The sequence below is a fragment of the Actinophytocola algeriensis genome, assembly GCF_014203735.1.
In the GTDB taxonomy this organism is placed as follows: domain Bacteria; phylum Actinomycetota; class Actinomycetes; order Mycobacteriales; family Pseudonocardiaceae; genus Actinophytocola; species Actinophytocola algeriensis.
In genome coordinates this window covers 34,006-54,628 of the sequence record NZ_JACHJQ010000002.1, presented here as the reverse complement: position 1 = coordinate 54,628, position 20,623 = coordinate 34,006, and the positions used below count along the sequence as shown (strand labels likewise).

General features: G+C 71.7%; 19 protein-coding genes and 3 tRNA genes. 13 read left to right on the top strand and 9 right to left on the bottom strand.

Features of this window, described 5'->3' with window-relative positions:
* Positions 1 to 8: 8 nt before the first annotated feature.
* The 3 genes from FHR82_RS06530 to FHR82_RS06520 all read right to left on the bottom strand — a co-directional run bounded on the left by FHR82_RS06530 (position 9) and on the right by FHR82_RS06520 (position 3,130).
* The gene (locus FHR82_RS06530) at positions 9 to 1,295 is read right to left on the bottom strand and encodes a lysine N(6)-hydroxylase/L-ornithine N(5)-oxygenase family protein (protein ID WP_184809399.1); all 1,287 of its coding nucleotides are present in this window, start codon (positions 1,293 to 1,295) and stop codon (positions 9 to 11) included.
* 292 nt (positions 1,296 to 1,587) lie between these two features.
* Positions 1,588 to 2,373 carry an alpha/beta fold hydrolase gene (locus FHR82_RS06525; RefSeq protein ID WP_184809398.1) on the bottom strand — a complete coding sequence of 262 codons (786 nt, stop codon included), beginning with the start codon at positions 2,371 to 2,373 and terminating at the stop codon, positions 1,588 to 1,590.
* 70 nt (positions 2,374 to 2,443) lie between these two features.
* Positions 2,444 to 3,130 (bottom strand): S1 family peptidase, encoded by a 687-nt coding sequence (locus FHR82_RS06520; RefSeq protein ID WP_184809397.1) that lies wholly within the window; start codon positions 3,128 to 3,130, stop codon positions 2,444 to 2,446.
* A gap of 209 nt (positions 3,131 to 3,339) precedes the next feature.
* Here FHR82_RS06520 and FHR82_RS06515 point away from each other — a divergent pair, with 209 nt between their 5' ends.
* The 6 genes from FHR82_RS06515 to FHR82_RS06490 all read left to right on the top strand — a co-directional run bounded on the left by FHR82_RS06515 (position 3,340) and on the right by FHR82_RS06490 (position 8,986).
* The gene (locus tag FHR82_RS06515; RefSeq protein ID WP_184809396.1) at positions 3,340 to 4,497 is read left to right on the top strand and encodes a sensor histidine kinase; all 1,158 of its coding nucleotides are present in this window, start codon (positions 3,340 to 3,342) and stop codon (positions 4,495 to 4,497) included.
* Entirely contained in the window at positions 4,490 to 5,599 is a 1,110-nt protein-coding gene (locus FHR82_RS06510) for a hypothetical protein (RefSeq protein ID WP_184809395.1), read from the top strand. Before FHR82_RS06515 ends, FHR82_RS06510 begins: the two co-directional genes overlap by 8 nt.
* Positions 5,584 to 6,231 carry a DNA-binding response regulator gene (locus FHR82_RS06505; protein WP_184809394.1) on the top strand — a complete coding sequence of 216 codons (648 nt, stop codon included), beginning with the start codon at positions 5,584 to 5,586 and terminating at the stop codon, positions 6,229 to 6,231. Before FHR82_RS06510 ends, FHR82_RS06505 begins: the two co-directional genes overlap by 16 nt.
* A gap of 122 nt (positions 6,232 to 6,353) precedes the next feature.
* Entirely contained in the window at positions 6,354 to 6,950 is a 597-nt protein-coding gene (locus tag FHR82_RS06500) for an LppU/SCO3897 family protein (protein ID WP_184809393.1), read from the top strand.
* Positions 6,951 to 7,065: 115 nt separating this feature from the next.
* Positions 7,066 to 8,274, top strand: a complete 1,209-nt coding sequence (locus FHR82_RS06495; protein WP_184809392.1) for a cytochrome P450 — start codon at positions 7,066 to 7,068, stop codon at positions 8,272 to 8,274.
* A gap of 31 nt (positions 8,275 to 8,305) precedes the next feature.
* The gene (locus tag FHR82_RS06490) at positions 8,306 to 8,986 is read left to right on the top strand and encodes a DUF7822 domain-containing protein (RefSeq protein ID WP_184809391.1); all 681 of its coding nucleotides are present in this window, start codon (positions 8,306 to 8,308) and stop codon (positions 8,984 to 8,986) included.
* Here the strand turns inward: FHR82_RS06490 and FHR82_RS06485 are convergent.
* Positions 8,980 to 9,921 carry a GDSL-type esterase/lipase family protein gene (locus FHR82_RS06485; protein WP_184809390.1) on the bottom strand — a complete coding sequence of 314 codons (942 nt, stop codon included), beginning with the start codon at positions 9,919 to 9,921 and terminating at the stop codon, positions 8,980 to 8,982. The two genes, FHR82_RS06490 and FHR82_RS06485, sit on opposite strands and share 7 nt — an antisense overlap.
* A gap of 75 nt (positions 9,922 to 9,996) precedes the next feature.
* Between FHR82_RS06485 and FHR82_RS06480 the strand changes: the two genes are divergently transcribed.
* Positions 9,997 to 10,938: a serine hydrolase gene (locus tag FHR82_RS06480; RefSeq protein WP_184809389.1), complete on the top strand. Its 942-nt coding sequence runs from the start codon at positions 9,997 to 9,999 to the stop codon at positions 10,936 to 10,938.
* Here the strand turns inward: FHR82_RS06480 and FHR82_RS06475 are convergent.
* From FHR82_RS06475 to FHR82_RS06460, 4 genes are all read right to left on the bottom strand, one after another.
* On the bottom strand, positions 10,931 to 11,737 hold the full coding sequence (locus FHR82_RS06475; protein ID WP_184809388.1) for a molybdopterin-binding protein: 807 nt from the start codon (positions 11,735 to 11,737) through the stop codon (positions 10,931 to 10,933). The genes FHR82_RS06480 and FHR82_RS06475 overlap by 8 nt on opposite strands.
* A 93-nt stretch (positions 11,738 to 11,830) precedes the next feature.
* Positions 11,831 to 12,679, bottom strand: coding sequence for a trypsin-like serine protease (locus FHR82_RS06470; RefSeq protein WP_311770920.1), 849 nt, complete (start codon positions 12,677 to 12,679; stop codon positions 11,831 to 11,833).
* Between the two features lie 130 nt (positions 12,680 to 12,809).
* On the bottom strand, positions 12,810 to 13,256 hold the full coding sequence (locus tag FHR82_RS06465) for a hypothetical protein (RefSeq protein ID WP_184809386.1): 447 nt from the start codon (positions 13,254 to 13,256) through the stop codon (positions 12,810 to 12,812).
* A 70-nt stretch (positions 13,257 to 13,326) separates the two neighbouring features.
* Entirely contained in the window at positions 13,327 to 14,127 is an 801-nt protein-coding gene (locus FHR82_RS06460; RefSeq protein WP_184809385.1) for a hypothetical protein, read from the bottom strand.
* Positions 14,128 to 14,211: 84 nt separating this feature from the next.
* Between FHR82_RS06460 and FHR82_RS06455 the strand changes: the two genes are divergently transcribed.
* Together FHR82_RS06455 and FHR82_RS06450 are read left to right on the top strand one after the other, a co-directional pair.
* Positions 14,212 to 14,820, top strand: a complete 609-nt coding sequence (locus tag FHR82_RS06455; RefSeq protein ID WP_184809384.1) for a CG0192-related protein — start codon at positions 14,212 to 14,214, stop codon at positions 14,818 to 14,820.
* Between the two features lie 106 nt (positions 14,821 to 14,926).
* On the top strand, positions 14,927 to 16,717 hold the full coding sequence (locus tag FHR82_RS06450; RefSeq protein WP_184809383.1) for a flavin-containing monooxygenase: 1,791 nt from the start codon (positions 14,927 to 14,929) through the stop codon (positions 16,715 to 16,717).
* Between the two features lie 57 nt (positions 16,718 to 16,774).
* Here FHR82_RS06450 and FHR82_RS06445 read toward each other — a convergent pair whose 3' ends face one another.
* Positions 16,775 to 17,350 carry a class I SAM-dependent methyltransferase gene (locus tag FHR82_RS06445; RefSeq protein WP_184809382.1) on the bottom strand — a complete coding sequence of 192 codons (576 nt, stop codon included), beginning with the start codon at positions 17,348 to 17,350 and terminating at the stop codon, positions 16,775 to 16,777.
* Positions 17,351 to 17,641: 291 nt separating this feature from the next.
* On the opposite strand from FHR82_RS06445, the gene FHR82_RS06440 reads away from it, so the two are divergent.
* From FHR82_RS06440 to FHR82_RS06425, 4 genes are all read left to right on the top strand, one after another.
* A tRNA-Leu gene (locus tag FHR82_RS06440) sits at positions 17,642 to 17,714 on the top strand.
* Positions 17,715 to 17,726: 12 nt separating this feature from the next.
* A tRNA-Ser gene (locus tag FHR82_RS06435) sits at positions 17,727 to 17,809 on the top strand.
* Between the two features lie 8 nt (positions 17,810 to 17,817).
* Positions 17,818 to 17,907, top strand: a tRNA-Ser gene (locus tag FHR82_RS06430).
* Between the two features lie 146 nt (positions 17,908 to 18,053).
* Positions 18,054 to 20,606 carry an alpha/beta hydrolase domain-containing protein gene (locus FHR82_RS06425; protein WP_184809381.1) on the top strand — a complete coding sequence of 851 codons (2,553 nt, stop codon included), beginning with the start codon at positions 18,054 to 18,056 and terminating at the stop codon, positions 20,604 to 20,606.
* The last annotated feature ends 17 nt before the right edge of the window (positions 20,607 to 20,623 follow it).

Genomic DNA, 20,623 nt, shown 5'->3' with positions numbered 1-20,623 from the left:
ACGGCCTCCTACGCGGCGAGCAGGGTCGGGACGGCGGCGCGCCGGTGCAGCACCGAGGACAGGATCTCCCCGCCCCGGACGGCCACGTTGGACAGCAGCGAGGACGTGATCCCGTGCGAGTGCTCGGTCCCGCCCTGGAGGTACAGTCCACAGTGGACGGCGGCGTCGGTGCGCATGCGGTAGTCCCGCGCCACCACCGGCAGTCCCCGCTCGTCGCGCACGCAGTGCCGGTCCAGGTCGCCGAGCAGCGGGCGGATGTCGGCGGGCTCGTAGCCGGTCGCGAACACGACCGCGTCCGCGGTCAGCACCCTCGGCGTCCCGTCCAGCAGCGACCGCACCCGGACCGCCACGTGTCCCGCGGTCTCCGCGACGCCGGTGACCGCGGTGGCGCCCAGCATCCGCAGTCGCGGCCTGCCGGTCACCTTCTCCTGGTACTCCTTGCGGTACAGCTCCTCGATCAGCTCCAGGTCGACCACCGCGTAGTTGGTGTTGCGGTGGTAGTCCATGAGCCGGGCCTTGACGTCGTCCTCCGCGTGGAAGAACTCGCCGACGGCGCCGGGGTCGAAGATCCGGTTGGCGAACGGGCTGTCGTCGGCGGGGCTGTAGCCGTAGCGGGTGAACACCGAGCACACCTCCGCGTCCGGGAAGGTGCTGTGCAGGTAGTCGGTGCACTCCGCGGCGCTCTGACCCGCGCCGACCACGACCAGCCGCCGGGGGTCCGCGAGGTCCGGCGCGCGGTGCAGCAGCTCGCTGCTGTGCCAGACCCGCCCGGACCGCTCGACGCCGGCGGGCAGCACGGGGCTGAGCCCGACGCCGAACACCACGTTGCGGGCGCGGACGGTCCCGTCCCGGGTGTCGACCTCGAGGTGGTTCCCGGCCGACCGCACGGCGACGACCTCCTGGCCGTACCGCACGGCGTGCCGCATCTTCTCGGCCGCCCACGTCAGGTAGTCGTGGAACTCGACCCGGGTGGGGAACAGGGTCTTGTGGTTGATGAAGTCGACCAGCCTGCCCCTGTGGTGCAGGTAGGACACGAACCCGAAGGCGCTCGCGGGGTTGCGCATGGTGGCGAGGTCCTTGAGGAACGACACCTGCATGACCGTGCCGTCGATCAGCATCCCGCGGTGCCACCGGAACTCCGGCTGGCGCTCCAGGAAGACCGCGTCGACCCGGTCCGAGGACCGGGCCGCGGCGTTGTGCTCCTCCACCGCGATCGCCAGTGCGAGGTTGGCGGGCCCGAACCCGATCCCCACGACGTCATGGACCGGGTCCTGTCCGCGCTCACGTGTGGACAAGGCGACCACCTCCGACGACTCGGTCCCGACCGAAACGGCCAGGTCCAGCGGCCCCACATTTCCAGCGGGGACGCGGTGATCGCATCTCCCGGGTTGCGGGCGCACCGCGTCCCGGGAGGGGAGTCGATGGAGGAGTCGGTGATCGTGCGAGTGTGGGTCCAGTGCCCTGAGTCGGACGGGCGTCCTGCCGGACGTTCTTCGTCGACGGGTTTGTCCTGCCGGAGGGGCCTCCCCGCCTCCGGCAGGAGCCCCCGGAGGGAAACACCCGGCGCCACACGCCAACCCTGACGATTCAATCCCGGTGGCTCGTCGTCGTACCGGCCCGTTCGGCGAGGAAACCGGTCAGTGCGGCCAGGAAGTCCGGCTCGCGGACCGCGCCGAGGTGGTCGCCGGGTACGACGCGCAGGACCGCGCCCGGGATCGCGTCGGCGAGGACCTCCGGGCGGGTGGCCAGGTGGTCGTCGCGGCCCGCGAGGACCAGTACCGGGACCGTGATGGCCCGCAGCGGGATCGGGGCGGCGTGCAGTGCGGTGGCCTGTGCGGCGAGCGCGACCCGGTCCCCGCCGACCGCGTCGGCGAACGCGCGGAAGCCCGCCGCGGCCGGGGACATCGTCGCCGGGTCGTCGGCCAGCAGCGCCTCGGCCATGGCCGCCCTGCCGATCACGCGCGTGTCGACCCCGCCCAGTTCGACGACGGCCGACCCGACGCCCGCGGCGACCACGCCGCGGACCCGGCTGTCCCTGGTCGCGACGATCAGCGAGACGATCGCCCCCATCGAGTAGCCCACCAGGTCGTAGCCCGCGGGTTCGGCGAGCAGGTCGGCCAGCGCGATGACGTCGTCGGCCATCCGCGCCTCGCCGTAGTGCGCCGGGTCGTGCGGCTTCTCCGACTCGCCGTGCCCGCGCGCGTCGATCGCCACCACCCGCCTGCCCGCGGCGACGAGCGCGTCGACGATGCCGGGCAGCACCCAGTTGGTCCTGCTGTTCGCGATGAACCCGTGGTGCAGCACGACGAGGCGCCCGTCGCCCCAGCTCGTGTAGGACAACGTGATCCCGTCGCTGGCTTCGAAGGTCGGCATGTCCCGGCACACTAGCTGCCGGTGGCCTCCCGCGGATCGGTGATCACGCCGGTCCGGGGCGTGACCCGCGTCAGCCGGTGTACAGCGTCAGGCCGTAGGCCGCCAACGGTTCCGCGATCGGCTGGACCCACGTCGTGCCGCCGGACGTGCAGTTGCCGGACCCACCCGCGACCAGGCCGACCGCGCGGACCGTGGTGCCCGCGCCGGGATTGGTGACCACCGGCGCGCCCGACGCGCCCGGATCGAGGCACACGGCGATGCGGATCAGCCCGGACACGCAGCCCTGCGGGTAGCACACCGTCTGGTTGTGCGCCGTGACCGAACCGCACCGCCAGCCGCTGGCCGGGCTCGAGTAGCAGACCGACGAACCGACCGGCGGCGTGGTCGTGCCGGTGATCGTGACGTCGGCACCCGCGGCGTAGCGGTCCACCAGCGGGGTGGACAGCGCGTCGGCCGACGCGACGTGGATGAGGCCGAAGTCGTTGCCGGGGAACGACGAACCGGCGGCCGGGCCGATGTAGCCGCCGACGCCGTACCAGCTCCCACCTGCGCTGACGCAGTGGCCCGCGGTCAGGACATACCGCGTGGCGCCCGCGTGGACGTTGAACCCGAGCGTGCACCGGGCGCTGCCGCTGTGGATGAGCTGTCCGCCGATGAGGTACCAGGGCGCCGCCGGTGCCGCGGACACGGGCACGGTGATGCTGAACGCCAGGCAGACCGCCACCACGACGGCCCCCAGCCAGGACCTGTGTGTCATGTACGCACGGTAAGCAGATGTGCGCACCGCGGCCTATCGACCGTTCGTGGAAAACAGTTGCCTGTCGGGCACCCGTCCCGTTCGGGCACCGCAGCCGGGCGTCACTCCATGTGACCACCGTCTCGTGTCCGCACTGGACGGTGGCCGCCGCGTTGATCAGCGGTTTCCACCCGACCTGCCTTTGGTACTTTCTGCGGGTGCCCGGTTCCGTGACTGAGCGACCTGTGCGGTCGGTCGCCGACGGTCACGGTCGTCAGGCCGGGCCGTGTGAACGGCACCTCCTGGACGCGGTCGCGCGCTGCGCGCCACTGCTGCGTGCCGCGGTGATCGGTCTGTGCGGCGTGTTCGGGTTGACCGGGCATCCCCCGGCCGAACTGCCCCTGGCGATCACGATCCTCGTCGCGGCGACCGGCCTGGCGTGCGCGCAGAGCCGGTGGCACGCCGTCGCCCCGGTGGCGTTCATGACCGCGCACGCGGTGCTCTCCGTCGTGGTCGGGCTCAGCCAGGTCTTCTTCGGCGAGCAGCCGGTCGGCGGCTGGCTGTACGCCACGGTCTCGATCATGTCGGTGACCTGCTACGTCGACTGGCCGGAACGTCCGGTGGCCGGGCACGTGCTCGCGGCGGTCGCGATCGGCGCCCACAGCGCGGGGTACTTCCTCGCCGCCGGCTCCGTTTCCGCGGTGTCCGTCTGGTCGTTGCTGGTGCAGGCCATGCTGTCCTGGGCGGGGCTGCTGCTGGTGCGGCACGCGGCGCGGCTGTGCGACCGGCTGGTCCGGCGGGCCGAGCAGCGCCGGATCGCCGCCGCGGCGGCGCGGGCACAGCGCACCGCCGACCGCGCCTACCTCGCGATGCTGCACGACACCGCGAGCACCACCCTGCTCATGGTGTCCACCTGCACGACCGGCGACGGCGGCTGGCTGCGGGCCGCCGCCCGCCGCGACCTCGAGGTGCTGACCGCGCACAGGCCGGTCACCGGCCAGGACAGTGCTTCGGTCGACCTCGCGGACCTGCTCACGTCGCTCACCACGTACCCGGGGCTCACCGTCCGCGCCGACGTCGACGGCCCGCTCACCGTCCCGCCGAAGCAGGCGTACGCGATCTACCACGGCGTGCGGGAGGCGTTGAGCAACGTCCACCGGCACGCCGGCGACCCCAGCCCGGCGCTCACCGGCCACGACCGCGACGGGCGGGTGGTGGTCCGGCTGTCCGACCGCGGCCGGGGGTTCGACCCGGGTGCGGTGCCCGCGCACCGCCGAGGGCTGGCGGAGTCGATCCGCGCCAGGATGACCGCCGCGGGCGGTGCCGCCGAGGTGCGGTCCGCACCGGGTCGCGGTACGACGGTCGAGTGGACGTGGTCGCGTGACTGACCTCGCACCCGGCAGGCCGGCCTCCGTCATCGAGCGGCGGCTGGTGGCGATGACGACCGTCGTGCTGCTCGCCGTCGCGCTCACCGTCCAGGTCGGACTCAACGGGCACGTACTCGTTGTGCCGGAAGCGGGTTCGCGCACCGAGCTGATCGTGTACGGCGTCCTCGCGGTGCTCGGCGGGGTGTGCGCGGTCGCCCTGTTCGTGCGTGGTCGGATCCCCGGGCCACTGCGGTGGGCGGGCGTCGCGGTGCTGCTCTGCTGCTCGCTCGTGATGTCCGGGCTCCTGCCGCCGCACCCGATGCCCGTGCCGAACCACTGGTCGATCGGCCTGATCGGCTGGTACGGGCTCGTGCTGCTGTACGACCTCGCCATCGGCTGGGTGGTCGCGTTCCTCCTCGCGCACGTCGCCACGCTCGGCGTCTCGATGGCGGCGAACGGGGCGACGGCGGTCTACGTGGCGGACATGGGCGTCACCTTCGTGTCCGTGGCGGGTTTCCAGCTGGGGGTGGCGCTGTCCGCGCGGCTGCTGCGACGGATCGCCGACGACGCGTTCCGGACCTCGCGCGCGGCGGAGGAGCTGCGCGTCCGCGAGGAGGAGGCGGCTGCCGAGGCACGCAACCACGAGCGGCGCTACGCCGACCTGAGCACCACCACCATCCCGCTGCTCGCGGGTCTCGCCGACGGCGTGCTCGACCCCGGGGCGGAGGCCGTGCGCCGCCGGTGTGCCGTCGAGGCGGCCAGGATGCGCAGGCTGCTCATCGAAGGCGACGGCGTGGCCGACCCGCTGGTGCACGAGCTGGGTGCGATCATCGACGTCGCCGAGCGGCACGGCGCGTCGGTGCAGCTGTCCGTGAGCGGCACACCGGGGGAGCTGCCGGAGGACGTGCGGCGCGAGCTGCTCGCGCCGATCTCGGAGGCACTAGTGACGACGCGGTCACCCGCCCGGGTCACGGTGCTGCACGGGCCGGACCAGGTACGGGTGAGCGCCCGGTGCGCGGCACCGGAACTGCCCATCACCCAGCCAGGCATGGGCGGGGTGTCCCTCGTCGAGTTCGTGACCGACGGACAGGTGTGGTTGGAGACGGCATGGCGATCACGGTGACAGTGGTGGACGACCACCCGGCGATCCTCTCCGGTGTGCGGGTCTGGTACGGGGAGGCCGACCAGCCGATCCGGGTGGTCGCCGCGGGCACGACGGTCGACGTGGCGTGGACCTCGCCCGGTGACGAGGCCGACGTCGTCGTCCTCGACCTGAACGTCGGCGACGAGCGGGCGCCCTACCAGCGCGCGGTGCGCAGGCTCGTCGACGCGGGCCGCAAGGTCATCGTGTACACGATGCAGGACAGCGAGGAGGTCGCGTTGACGTGCCTCGACCTCGGGGTCAGCGCGTTCCTCACCAAGTCGGAAGGCCACGAGCACCTGGTGGCCGCGACGATCGCCGCCGCGGAGAACCGCCCGTACCTCCCGCCCACCCTCGCAGGGGCCATCGCCGGGGACCGCGGACCGGCGCATCCCCGGCTGTCGGACCGGGAGCGCGAGGTGCTCACGCAGTGGTTCCAGTGCGAGTCCAAGCAGCTCGTCGCTGACCGGATGAACATCACGCCGAGGACCGTCGGCACCTACCTGGACCGGGTACGGGTGAAGTACGCCAACGCGGGCCGCCCCGCACCGACGAAGGCGGCCCTGCTGGCGCGGGCGATCCAGGACGGCTTGGTCGGTCTGCACGACCTGTAGGGCTCACCGCCGAGTTTCGGTGCATGAGGGGTGTTCGCACGACACCACCGCGTGGCCGATCTTCCTAGCATGTGGCGCAGTCGTTGAACTCTGAGACCAAGCAGGATACGAGCCACATCGAAATGACAACCCCCACTGTGCCACCCGCGGGCAACGCCCACGTCACACCGCCTGCGCACGACCAGGACACCGATCCCTCGGCGAAGACGATGAAGATCATCATCTTCGGCGTGCTGATCGCGATCTTCGGTGGCGTCGCCGCCTTCATCGTCGTGAAGGTGCTCAACCCGCCCGCACCCGAGTACTCGGCGGGTGACTGCATCCAGGTCGTCGAGGGCGGCCGGTTCGACGCCGAGGTCGAGAAGGTCGACTGCGGCGAGCAGGCCGCGCTCTACGAGGTGGGCGTGTACCTGGACGACACGGACGGGCCGTGCCCGGCCGACTCCTACTCCGAGTACCAGCAGACCGGCGGGAAGCAGCAGGAGTACAAGCTCTGCCTCATGCTCAACGCCACCGAAGGCGACTGCCTGTCGGTCCCCATGATCTCCGCGGGCGAGGAGAAGAAGGTCGCCTGTGACAGCGACGAGGCCAACGTGAAGATCACCAGGGTGGTCGACGGCACGGCCGACGAGAACGCCTGCGGCGCCGAGGCCGCGGAGGACGCGAGGGTCTATCCGCAGCCGAAGCGGACCGTGTGCATAGGCCCGGTCGGGGCCTGAGTGCGTGGCCGGTGCGGGACTTCCCGCGCCGGCCACACCTTTCCGCGTGCACGCGAAAGCCCTTGTCCGGCCGCTGATCATCTGATCACCCGGTTTTCGGGAACACTGGTGGGTTATGGGGAACCAGTCCGCCACTTTGCCGTCCTACGACCTGCTCGGCGCGCCCGACCCGCTCGAGTACCTGCTGGAGATCAGCGCCGAGGCCCCGGTGAGCCGGCTACCGGCGCTCGGCGCGTACCTCGTCACCGGCTACGACCACGTCCTGGCCGCCATGAAGAACCCCGCGCTGCGGGCCGCGAACGCGACGCAGGGCTTCGAGCGGCTCAGCGCCGCCGACCAGGAAGCGTTGCGGCCGCTGCGGATGTCCATCGACATGTGGATGGGGCACACCACCGCCGAAGGCCACCACCGGTTCCAGCAACTGCTCAAGCGCTACTTCACCCCCGCGACCGTCAACGGGCTGCGGCCGAGGGTGCGGGAGCTGACCGGTGAGCTGCTCGACGCCGCGCACAGCACGGGCGGTGGCATGGATGTCGTTCGGGAGCTGGCGTATCCCTTGCCCGCCAACATCATCGCGGACATGTTCGGGATGCCGGCCGAAGACCGGGAGCGGTTGCGGGTGTGGTCGCGGCAGATCGGGGTCGTGTTCCGCAACGCGGGCGCCGCGCAGCTGGCCGTGAGCCAGGACAGCGTCCTCGAGATGCAGGACTACCTCCGGGGCATCCTCGCCGACCGCCGCACACACCCGCGGGACGACCTGATCAGCATGTTCGCCGCCGCCGAGCGGGACGGCGTGGTGACCGAGGACGAGATCGTCGCCAACTGCGTGCTGTTGTTGTTCGCCGGCCACGAGACCACCGCGAACCTCATCGCGGGTGGGCTGAACCTGTTGCTGGACAACCAGGACCAGCTCGCGCTGCTGCTGGACCGGCCGGAGCTGACCCGGTCGGCGATCGAGGAGATGCTGCGCCACGGCGGCCCGGTCATCACCGTCGTCCGCGAGGTGATCGACCCGACGACGATCGCGGGGCACGACATGGCGCCCGGCGGGCACCTCTTCCTCGCGGTGTACTCGGCCAACCACGACCCCGCGGTGTTCCCCGACCCGCTGCGCTTCGACATCACGCGCAAGAACAACCGGCACGTCGCGTTCGGCATGGGCGCGTACTACTGCCTGGGGGCCGCGCTGGCGCGGGTCGAGTCGGACGAGTGCTTCCGGCTCCTGCTGGCCAGGTACCCGGGAATCCGGCGCGCGGGTGAACCGGAGGTGACGCCGGTCCGTCCGGTCGGCCACCAGCTGACGGCACTGCCGGTGGCCTTCTGACCCCCGGCCGGCCGCACCGTAGGATCCGACCATGGCGAACCGCTCGTACCTCTACAGCCTCGACAACCGGCCGGAGTCCTATGAGGATCGGCCGGACACGATCTCCGGGCTGTCGGAATGGCCCTATGCCATCCCGTTCTCCTACCTGGTGCTCCTGTCCGGCGATCCCCGGTTGTGCGCGTCCCTGATCTCCGACGGGTTCGACGACGACCCGGCGGAGCGGAGGACCAAGCTGTACGCGATCAGCGGTGAGTTCGACGCGGGCTACGCCAGGCTGACGAAGTTCGCCGCCGCCGCGCGGGCCGCCAGTGACTCGGCCGACCTGCGCGCGGGGCTCGACGAGGCGGAGAAGTTCCTCGACGCGCACCGCGACCGGTACCTCCTGCTCGAGACCATCGAGCTCGACACCATGATCGAGAGTGACGAGGACGCGCTGCGGACGGCCATCGAGGGGCACCTCGATCGCTGCCGGGAGGCGGGCGCGGCCATCGACGCGCTGCCCGACGACGTCACGGAGGCCGGTGCGGTGCTGGCGAAGGCGGCGGCTCAGCAGTCCGGGGCACCTCTGGGCGCCTTCCACGGTCTCGTGCTCGGTGACGACTTCGACAACACGCGCGACGACAAGACGGACAACCCGGTCGGCCTCAGCTGGTGGACGGACGTCCTCTACTTCGCGCTGTGGAACCGGGAGGAGTTCGCGGCGAATCAGTAGTTCGCCGCGCTGAGGACGGCGGCGGCGATGGCCTCGTGCCCGGCCGGGGTGGGGTGGACGTCGGTGTGCTCGCAGAAGTACGTCAGCGCGCACACCTTCGCCACCGGCGCCGGAACCGGACCGTACGCGGGGTCCTCCGTCGTCTCCGTCAACGGTTCGTAGGCGCCGGTCGCCGCCGTGACGTCGGCGAACGTCGCGTCGACCTTCTCGTACTCGGCCTCGAGGACCGGGTTGAAGAAGTCGCGGAACAGCGGCACCGACTGGCGTGCCAGGTTCTGCCCGTCGGGGAACGCGGCGGACACCCACGCGCCGAGGAACACGTCGGGGTAGGTGAGGCCGACGATCGGGGCGTCCCCCGCCGCTTCCCGCAGCACGGGCAGGATGGCGGCCAGGTTCGCCTGGATCTCCGCCACGGCCTCGGAGGTGCAGGTCAGCACGTCCCGCGCGGTCGCGCACGGCGTGAGGTCGTTGCCGCCGATCACGACCGTCACCAGGCCGACCCGGCCCTCGTTCTCGCGCAGCGCCGCCACCGCGGCGTCGAGTTGCGTCCGGCCCCCGGGGTCGGGCGCGCCGGGCGCCCGGTTGAACTCCGCACAGCCCGGCTCGTCGCGCAGGCTCGCCGACGTCGCGCCGCTGCACCCGACGTTGACCAGCCGCATGCCGGTCCGCTCGGCGACGAGGTGGGCGAAGCCGTCACGGGTGGCGCCTGCTGGCGCGCCGTCGTCGGCGGGCCGGTAGCCGGTCGCGTACGAGTCGCCGACCGACACGTACACACCGTCGGCGGGAGCGGTCCTGCCTGTCGTGGCGGGCGCTGTCGGCACAGACGACGCGGACGGCGCTGTCGGAGCCGGAGGCGCGGCCTGTTCGCCGGTGCACGCGGTCAGGGCCACCAGCAGCGCGACGATCGGTGCGGACCGCAGGACTCGCGCCAACACAGGGCCCCTTTCATGCCGTTTCCCGAAATTTCACAGTACCGCCGGAAACAGACCGCTGTGGACTTAGAGTGAGGCATGTCCAGACCGAGAACCCGCTGGTTGCTCTGGACCGCACTGGTGGCGGTCGTGGTGACAGCGGGTGTGCTGGTCACGTGGTCGGTCACGACCTCCGCCGCGAAGCAGGGCTCGCGCCCTCCGCAGGCGACCGCCGAGGCCCGTACCCAGCCGCCGACGGTGGCGAGCCTGGTCGAGCCGACCGAACCCGCCGCCGCGCCGGTCCCCGTCGTGCCGCCGAAAGCGCTGGTCGCGGCGGCCGAGGGGGCGGCGACCGAGGGGATGACCCTCGGGGTGGCGGTGGTGGACGTGACCACCGGTGAGCTCGTGGCGGGCAGCGACGGGGAGCGGCAGTTCATGGCCGCGTCGCTGACCAAGCTGATCCTCGCGGTGGACGTGCTCGACCGGCACCGCGCCGAGGGCAGGCCCCTCGACGCCGAGGACCTCGACCTGGTCGGCCGCGCGCTGTCGAGCAGCGACGACAACGCCATGAACGCGCTGTGGGGCAGGCACGACGGGGCGGGCGGCATCGGCAGGGTCGCGGACCGGCTCGGCCTCACCGCGAGCCTCCCGTCCGGGGCGGCCGACATGTGGGGCGACGCGGAGGTGACCGCGGCCGACATGGCCGGGATCTACCGGTACGTCCTGCGGGACATGGCACCGCGGGACGCCGCCGTGATCGTCGGCGCGCTGTCGGCGGCGACCCCGGTCGCCACCGACGGGTTCGCGCAGGACTACGGGTTGCTGCACCAGGGCGCGTCGCCGAGGCACTACGCCAAACAGGCCTGGGTCGAGTACGCCCCGGCGGGATACCTGCTGCACAGCACGGGCGTCGCGTACGACGCGCGCACCGGGCACGCGTACGCGATCGCGCTGCTGTCGATCCAGCCCTACACCAGCGAACAGGAGGCCAGGGACCGGTTGTCCTCGGTCGCGGCGGCGGCGATGGCGGCCCTCACGTGACGGTGACCGGGTGGTCGACCACGGCACCGAACAGGTAGCCCTGCGTGTTGTAGGGCGCGACCGCGGGCTGGGTCGCGCCGGTGGTGTCCGTGGCGCGGGCCCGCGGCGGGTACGAGCCAGGGCCCGCCGGGCGCCACGGCACGGACCAGCGTTGCCAGCCACGGCCGTTGCCGTGTGGCGTCGCGCGCCGCCAGGCACGTCCGCCGTCGGCGCTGACCTCGACCTTGCGGATGCCGCCCGCGCCGGACCAGGAGCGGCCGTGCAGCTGGTGCACGCGCCCGGCGGCGAGCGTGCCCTGGCACGGCAACTCGAAGGCGCTCTTGGTGTTCTGCTCGCCGACCAGCTCGCCCTCGGCCGGGTAGTCCGGCCCGAAGAACCGGTAGAACCGCGTGTTCCACGGTGAGAAGAGCGGGGTGCCGGACACCTCGGTGCTGCCGAGCCACTTGATCGAGGAGGGGTTGTCCGCCGTGGGAGTGCCGCGCAGGCCGGTGCCGAACAGCCGCAGCCGCCAGGTGTCGGCGGACAACCGCGGTGTCCCGGTGTGGTTGCGCACGAAGAAGCGGTCGGCGGGCACCAGGTTCCCGATGTCCGCCAGGGCTTCCCACCGCGTCTCGGCGTTGGTGCCGTGGACGATGAACGTGTCCTCGGGCAACGGTTTCACGATCGGCCCGGTGTCCGCGACGGCCGTGCCGGGTGTCCACAGTGGAACGGACGCGGCCGTCAGCGCGGTCAGCGACAGGAAAGCCCGTCGGCCCAGCCGTACGCGGTCGTAGGTGGCTTCGTCGGTGAGGTCCGCCATTCCGTTGCCCCCTTCGCTGTCCCGGTACTGAGCATGCCGGTACCGGAACAGCTCGGGGGGCGCCTTCCCATGTCCTGGGAAGTGCTTGCTTTCCTACGGCAGGGCGACGAACGGCGCGAGGAACGAGCGCGCCGTCGGGGTGTCGGTCCGGTAGACGACGTTCGTGGCGTAGCAGGGCGCGTCACCGGTGATCGTGGTCGCCACGAGCACGAGCTTGCCGCCCAGCACGGCGAAGTTCGGGCCGCCGGAGTCGCCGTAGCAGGCGCCGCCGTTGCCCTGCGGTGCGGTCATCGCGAGCCGCAGCCAGGTCTTGTTCAGCGCGTTGAACGACTCCGGCGCCTTCATCCGCGCGCCGCCACCCGGATGCGTGTGACCGCCGGGACCCCGCTGCGCCTCCTGCGTGCCGTAGCCGGCGACGACGAACGCCGTGATGTCGAGCGTCCGCGGGCCGAGCCGGTCGAGCAGCCCCGCGGTGGGCAGCGTCGCCGGGGTGAACGTCCAGCGGGCGGCCATCGCGGCGGCGGGCACCTCGACCACCGCGATGTCGTGCGAGTCCGCCGAGTTGCCCGGGTAGCCCGCCTCGGTGTGCGCCACGCCCTCGACACCGACCGACCGTGCGACCGCCACCGGGTCGCCGGGGTGCTCCGCCGCACCCTTGTCGAGTCCGGCCTGCACGTCCTGGTCGAGCGAGACGTAGAACCGCACGTTCGCCGGCCACGTGAAGGGCGCGGTGCAGTGCGCGGCGGTCAGGAACGTGTTCGAGTCGATCATCGTGCCGGAGCACACCCAGTCGACCCGGTCCGGCGTGGCCGGGTTGTCGTCGTCGTCCCAGGTGGCCACGAGCGCACCGACCTCGGTCCGCTCCGGGGCGGGTGTCGCGTTGTAGGAGTTGATCGCGAGCGCGGGGCCGGCCCCGGCCACGACGAGTGCGACGGCCGCCACGGATGATCCGACAGCCGCTGTCAACCTTGTTCTCATGTAGGTCCTTCTCTCACCTGGCCCCCCAGGCGCCGCCGCTACATTCAACACCACCGGCGGGCGGTCGCGGGGCCGATGACCTCCCGCGGATCCCCTAGGCGTGCTCCCTGGTGTCCCTGCCGGACAGCAGGCGACCCGCGACGACGAACCCGGCGACGCCGAGGACGGCGAGCCCGAGCCCGCCGACCAGCCGCGGCGTCTCGACCTCCGAGCACGCCGCCGCGCCGCCCGGGCTGTCCGCCTCGTTGTCGCCCGAGGTGAACACCAGGCCGCAGTTCAGCCGGACGCTGGTGACCACCCCGTCCTCCCCGCCGCTGCCCGCGACCGGGTCCTCCTCGCCGAACAGGTCGGCGGGCAGGACCATCACCTGGTCGCTGGTGCCCCGGCCCCACGCGTACTTGACGTCGACGCCGTACGGTTCGCCACCGTCGTCGACGTAGTACAACGCGATCCGCGGCACCAGCAGGAGCCACAACGCGAAACCAAGCGCGACGACGGACGCGAGCCGCACCCACGGACGAGGACGTCGAAACGGGTTCATGGTGGGAAAGTAAGCCCGCGGTGTCGGGACCGGTCCCTGCTGGCCGGAAGACGCCACGACGGAAGCCGGGTCAGGCCAGGCGGATCCGGAAGATCGCGACGCGGGCGTCGTGGCCGTCGACGCGCATGTCGATCGACCTGGTGTTGAGGAGTTCCAGCCGAACCGTGCCGTCACCCGGCATCCAGTTGATCCGGTCGATGCCGGCGGTGAAGACCTGCTTCTCCGCGTCCCAGCCGGTGGCCTTCCGGTAGTCGGGGTTGTTGGTGTCCGCGGTCCAGATCACGAGGCGGCCCTGCCGGTGGTGGGCGAGCACCCGCTCCTTGTGGATGCTCTTGAGCAGGTCCCACTCGTCGCGCAGGTTCGGGTTCCGGGCACCGTTGTAGGCGTTCGCGATGTAGTGGGTGTTGATCATCGTGAACCGCAGGGCGGTGTGGCTCTCGTGCCGGACGGTGACCTCGGTGATCCAGCGTGGTGGCGTGACGCCCTCGATGCCGCCGTGCACGAAGGTGGCCTGCGAGTCCACTACCACCCACGGCCGCGGGATCGAGATCGGCACCCGGAACGCGGTGTCGTGTCGCAGGAACGCGTTCTGGTAGAGGCTCCCGAAGTGCTTGTCGATCATCGCGGGCTCGCCGGTGTCGCCCTCGTTGATCTCCTGCCAGCCCACCAGTGGACGTGTCGCGTCACCGTTGCGGACGTCGCGGATCGCATCCTCCCGGGCGGTGAGGTTGTCGCGGCCGATGTTGGCGGTGATGACGGGCAGCCGGAACCATTCCGAGGCCGCCGAGGCGGTGCCCGCGCCCGCCAGGGTGCCGAGCACGGCTCCACCACCGAGGACGAGGGCCTTGCGCCTGCTGAACTCGAAGGACACGTGTCTCCCTTTCTCCGACGATCCCCCCGGTGAGACAAATTCTGTCAGGGCGTCACAGCGGTGGTGGGCTTCTAGGATGTCCGCATGGCACTGATCCACCGCGCGACGCTGCGGCCGTCGAAGCTCGAACTGCTCACCGGCTGGCTGCCGGGCCGCCCCTGGTACGACGCGCCGGCCGGTGACCTGGAGCGCGTGGCCGGCTACCGGTTCGACGACCCGGCGGGCGCGGTCGGGATCGAGACGATGCTGGTCCGCGTCGGTGACGGGCAGGTCCACCAGGTGCCGCTCACGTACCGCGAAGCGCCGCTGGCCGGCGGGGACGCCTGGCTGCTCGGCACCACCGAGCATTCGGTGCTGGGCAAGCGGTGGATCTACGACGGGACCGGCGACCCGGTGTACGCCGCGGTGCTGGCGGCCGCCATCCTCGGCCACACCGGTCAGGCCGAGGAACTGGTGGAGGGGGTCGAGCGCCGCGCGCCGAGCATGGCCATCGCCAGCACCGCCCCCGGGGACGCGGTGGTACCGGCGGTCGGCGAGGTCGTGCGGACCGACGGCGACGACCCGGCGGTGATCGTGACCGACACCGTCACGCTGACCGTCGCCCGCCGCCTCGGCGCCGAACTCGGCGGCGCCGTCCTGACCGGCACCTGGCCGGGCCAGGAGACGCCGGTGGCACTGGCCTCGGCCCGGTAGTCCCCTGCCCGGCCGGGCCACACCGGCCGGCGACAGCCGCATTCGGTTGGTACGTCAGGATGAGACCGGTTCCCTGCCCGCCGGGTGACTGCCATAGTGCGAGGTTGTGCACCTCTCGAGCGACCTGGATTTCGATCCCGACGTCCTGCGCGAGAAGTACCGCGCCGAGCGGGACCGCCGCATCCGGCCTGACGGGCTCGGGCAGTACCGCCCCGCGGACGGCCGGTTCGGATACTTCGCCTACGACCCGTACACCGAACGGCGCGCCAGGGAGCCGCTGGACGACCACGTCGAGGTGGTGGTCGTGGGCGGCGGGTTCGGCGGCCTGGTCGCCGCCGCCCGGCTGCGGATGACCGGGGTCGAGGACATCCGGGTGATCGAGCGCGGCGGCGACTTCGGCGGCACCTGGTACTGGAACCGCTACCCGGGCATCCACTGCGACATCGAGTCCTATGTGTACCTCCCGCTGCTGGACGAGGTCGGCTACGTCCCCGCGTGGAAGTACGCGCCGGGCGAGGAGATCCGGCGGCACGCGCGGGCGATCGCGCGGACGTTCGACCTCTACCGGGACGTCTGCTTCCAGACCGTGGTCACGGAGCTGCGCTGGTCGGACGACGCCGCCGAATGGGTCGTGCGCACCGATCGCGGTGACCGGATCCGCGCCCGGTACGTGGTCATCTCCGGTGGCACGCTCGACCGGCCGAAACTGCCCGGCATCCCCGGTGTCGACACCTTCGCCGGCCACACCTTCCACACCAGCCGCTGGGACTACGCCTACACCGGCGGCGACGCCGACGGCGGGCTCACCGGCCTGGCGGACAAGCGGGTCGCGCTCGTCGGCACCGGCGCCAGCGGGATCCAGGTGGCGCCCCACCTGGGCCGCGACGCCGCGCACCTGTACGTCTTCCAGCGCACACCCTCCACAGTGGACTTCCGGGGCAACCGGCCGACGGACCGGGAGTGGGCCGCGTCGCTCGCCCCTGGCTGGGCGCGCAGGCGGCGGGAGAACTTCCTCACCGTCGTGCACGGCGGGGTCGCCGACGAGGACCTGGTCGCCGACGCGTGGACCGGCAGCGCCCGGCTCTTCCAGAAGCTCATCCCCACCGACAACTACGCGGGCCTGGCACCCGAGGAGCGGGAGCGGGACGAGGAGATCGCCGACTTCCGGAAGATGAACGCGCTCCGGGCCCGTGTCGACGCGGTCGTCGAGGACCCGGCGACCGCGGAGCTGCTGAAACCGTGGTACCGCTACCTGTGCAAGCGGCCCACGTTCTCCGACCACTACCTGCAGACCTTCAACCGCCCCAACGTCACGCTCGTCGACACCGCGGACCACGGCGGGATCGAACGCGTCACCGAGCACGCGGTCGTCGTGGGGGAGCGGGAGTACCCGGTCGACTGCATCATCTTCGCCACCGGGTTCCAGGTCGGCCTCTCCGACGTGTTCACCGGCAGGCTGCCCGTGTACGGGCGGGGTGGGGCCGGGCTGCTCGAATCGTGGTCGACCGGCCCCCGCACGCTGCACGGCTGCTACAGCAACGGGTTTCCGAACCTCTTCCAGCTCGGCCCGCTGCACAACGCCCCGTCCGTGAACTTCACGCACGTTCTCGACGAGCAGGCCGGCCACGTCGCCGAGGCGCGCAGGCGCGGTGTCACCGTGGTCGAACCGACCGCCGAGGCCGAACGGGCCTGGGTCAGGACGATCGACGAGAAGGCCGTCGACCGCTTCGCGTTCCAGTCCGAGTGCACGCCCGGCTACTACAACAACGAAGGCATGCCGTTGCCCATCAACATCCAGTTCGGTGCCGGGCCGGTCGCGTACCACGAACTGCTCCGCCACTGGCGCGCGTCCGGCGGCATGGACGACGTGATGGCCCCGGGAACGAGCGTGGAATGAGTGCCCTCGCCGGGTCCGACGGCGGCGCGTTCGGGCCGGACGGAGCGGTGCTGAGACTCAGCTGACCAGCAGGTAGCGCTCGTCGTCGACGGTTCGTCCCCACAGCGCGGGGTCCGTCAACGGCGTGACGATCGCGTCCTGGCGGTGGCGGCGGACCAGGGCCTCGCACTCCGCGGCCGGCAGTCCGGCGCCGGTGCACCAGTGTCCTTCGACGAGCACCAGCCTGCCGCCGGGGGCGAGCAGGGCGGTCCAGCGGGCGAGGGCGCCGTCGGGGTCGGGCAGGGCCCACAGGACGTGCCGGGCCAGCACCACGTCACAGCTCGCCGCCGGGTACGGCGGGGCCGACGCGTCACCTTGCCGGAACTCGGCGGGCAGACCCTCGGCTTTCCGGGTGGCGATCGCGAGCATCGCGGCCGACTGGTCCAGGCCCCGCACGTGGTGTCCTCCGGCGGCCAGCAGCACGGACAACGAGCCTGTGCCACAGCCGAGGTCTGCCACCCGTGCCGGAGCTGCCGGCATCAGCGGGAGCAGCAGCCGGGCCCACGCGGCGCGGACGGCTGGGTCGCGCAGCCCGTGGTCGGGCTCCTCGTCGAAGGTGGCCGCGTAGGCGTCCCATTCGGTATCTTCGGTCATGGCGCCGATTATGCCCGACATCTATGTCCGTAATCCGTTGACAGGGCAGCGGTTGACAGGTGAATATATGACCCGTACGAGGAATTCCGGAGGAGGTGTCCATGGTGGGCAGGTGGAGTCGAGAGCTTCTCTCGCGCTCGTCCCGTGGCAGCCGGCTTCTGGGCTCGTCACTGCTTCTGAGCTGCGGAGGCTCCCCACCATGACGTGAACACTCGTCATATCGAGGGAGCCGCCCATCGGATTGCCGATTCGGGCGGCTTTCTTTTTCGCGTGCTCGGAAATGTATTTCACGCCCTTGTAGCCCAACGGAAGAGGCACCGGACTCAGAATCCGGTCAGTCCAGGTTCGAATCCTGGTAAGGGCACGCGGCGCAGGAGGGCTGGCCGAGTGGCAAGGCACCGGATTGCTGATCCGAGGTCCGGGGTGACCCGGCGCGCGTTCGATCCGCGCGGTACCGCGTCCGCACGGGAGGATTGGCCGAGCCAGGTAAGGCAGCCGTCTCGAAAACGGTGGTCGGCGTGAAGAGCGTCGCGCAGGTTCGAATCCCGCATCCTCCGCACCGAGCGTCGTGCACCGGCCCGGCGTCTCGGCCTGCCGGTATGTGCGGATCGTCGAACCCGTGTTGGTTGCCCGGCCTCTGGCACGGACGGTGGTGGGCCCGTTACGTTCGCGGTGCCCTTCCCCCACCGCCGCGGGAGCTGCCATGTCGATCGCCACGTGGGGTCGTGCCGGGTTGGTCGCCGTCGTACTCGGCCTCCTCGTCCCGACCACCCTGCCCGCGTCCGCCGAACCCGCCGAACCAGCGGCGGGAGTCGTCGGGCCGCTGCCCGGCACCGTGCCGGGTGACCGCCTGGCAGAACGGATCGAGGACACCTACCCGTTCTTCTCCACCCCCGTCGACCTGGCCGCCAGGGGCTACGTGGAAGAGGAGTTCCACCTCTCCGGCCGCGCGGACGGCTGGGCAACCGACGGGACACCGGTCGCCACCGACGTGGCGTACACGACGCGGGTCGTGGTCCGGCGACCCGTCCGCGCCGGCGACTTCAGCGGTACCGCGCTCGTCGAGTGGCAGAACGTCACGGCCGGGTACGACCTCGACGCGCTGTGGAACGCGGAGGCGACCATCCGGGCCGGGCACGCGTGGGTCGGGGTGTCGGCGCAGCGCGTCGGCGTCGACCAGCTCCGCGCGTGGAGCCCGGCCCGCTACGGCGGTCTCGACGTGACCGGTGGCGGCCGGTACGTGACCGACGAGCTGTCCTACGACATCTTCACGCAGGCGGGCCGCGCCGTGGAGAACGGTGCCGTCATGGGCAGGCTGCGGCCAAGGACGGTGCTGGCGATCGGTGCCTCCCAGTCCGCGGGCCGGATGACCGTGCTGTACGACCGGGTGCTGCCGCAGATGCGGCCGGTCTTCGACGGGTACGCCTTCGTGGTCGGCACCGCTCCCACGCGGGTGGGCAAGGAACCCGTCTTCCAGCTGCTGTCCGAGACCGACGTGCGCTCCGCGCAGCGCCCGGCGGACACCGACCGGTTCCGCCGCTGGGAGGTCGCGGGCACGGCGCACTCGGGCCACGAGGGGCAGGTCTACCGAGCGCCGATCTCGGAACGCGACCTCGGCGGGGCGCCCCAGTACACCTGCGACCGGCCGCCGTTCAGCCGCGTACCCATGCACCACGTCACCGCGGCCGCGTACGAGCACCTGCGGACATGGGTCGAGCGGGGGACACCGCCGCCGACCGCCCCGCCGCTCGCGTTCGAGGCCGACGGCGTCACCAAGACGCGGGACGACCTCGGCCTGGCCGTGGGCGGGATCCGCCTGTCACAGGTGGTGGCACCGACCGCGCTGAACACCGGCGACAACAGCGGCGAGTCGTTCTGCCGCCTGTTCGGCACCCACGTGCCGTTCGACGGCCCGACGCTGGCACGCCTGTACCCGAACCACGGCGCCTACGTCAGCCGGGTCATCGCCGCCGACGCGAAGGCCGTCCGCGCCGGGTACCTGCTGCCCGCGGACGCGAAGCGGAACCACGACGAGCCCCCGCCGGTGATCTTCGTGCACGGGCAGCAGGGCTCGGCGCACCAGTGGCAGTCGAACGCGAAACGGTTCTCCGCCAACGGGTACGCCGACGGCCTGCTGTACGCCTACGAGTACGACACCAGCGTCGCGACCAACGACCAGGCCGTCGCGGGCCTGGACGCGTTCATCGCCGACGTCAGGACCAGGACCGGTGCGTCCACAGTGGACATCGTCGCACACTCCCGCGGCACCACGGTGATGCACGCCTACCTGGCCACCCCGGCGCGTGCGGCGCTGGTGCGCAGGTACGTCAACGTCGACGGCCGCTCCAGCGCCACCCTGCCCGGCGGTGTGCCGACGCTCGCGCTGTGGGGCAGCCTGCAGCCCGGCGGCAGCATCGGCGGCGCGACGAACGTGCGCCTGCCGCACCTGGGGCACACCGAGACGGCCACGTCGGCCGAGAGTTTCACCCACGTGCACCAGTTCCTGCGCGACCGGCCACCGATCACGACGGAGGTGACCCCGCAACCACCGGGCCACGTCGCGATCGCGGGCCGTGCCGTGTTGTTCCCGCAGAACAGTGGCGTCGCGGGCCGCCTGCAGGTGTGGGAGGTCGACGACCGCACGGGTGCGCGCCGCGACCGCGCCCACGACGTCAACACCCGCGCGGACGGCTCGTTCGGGCCGCTGAAGGTCAACGGCCGCAAGCACTACGAGATCGTGCTGCTGCGGGAAGGCCAGCAGACGTACCACTTCTACTTCGAGCCGTTCGAACGCTCCGACCACTTCCTGCGCCTGCAGGTCTCCGGACCGGGCGGCATCGCCGACTACGTGGACAAGTGCCCCACCCATACGGCCCTGACCGTCCTGCGCGGCCGCGAGTGGTGGTCGGACCAGCCCGACAACGACCGCCTGGAACTGGACGGCGTGAACGTCCTCGACCCGGCCGTCGCACCCCGGGCCCGCCAGGTCCTGGCGACGTTCGCCTTCGACGACGGCTGCGACCGCACCTCCACACTGGGCAGCGCGCTGCCCCCGTTCAACGCGCTGCCGTTCCTGACCGCCGTCGACTCCTACCTGCCGACCCAGCCACCCACGTCGATCCGGGTGACGGAGGTAGCCCGCGGCAGCGGCGGCACGACCCGCACGGTCGCGGTGCCCAACTGGCCCTCGGACGAGCACTCGGTAACCGTGCAGTTCAAGGACTACCTGGACCGCAAGTTCGGCGACGGTCACTAGTGGCTCGAACGCGTCGC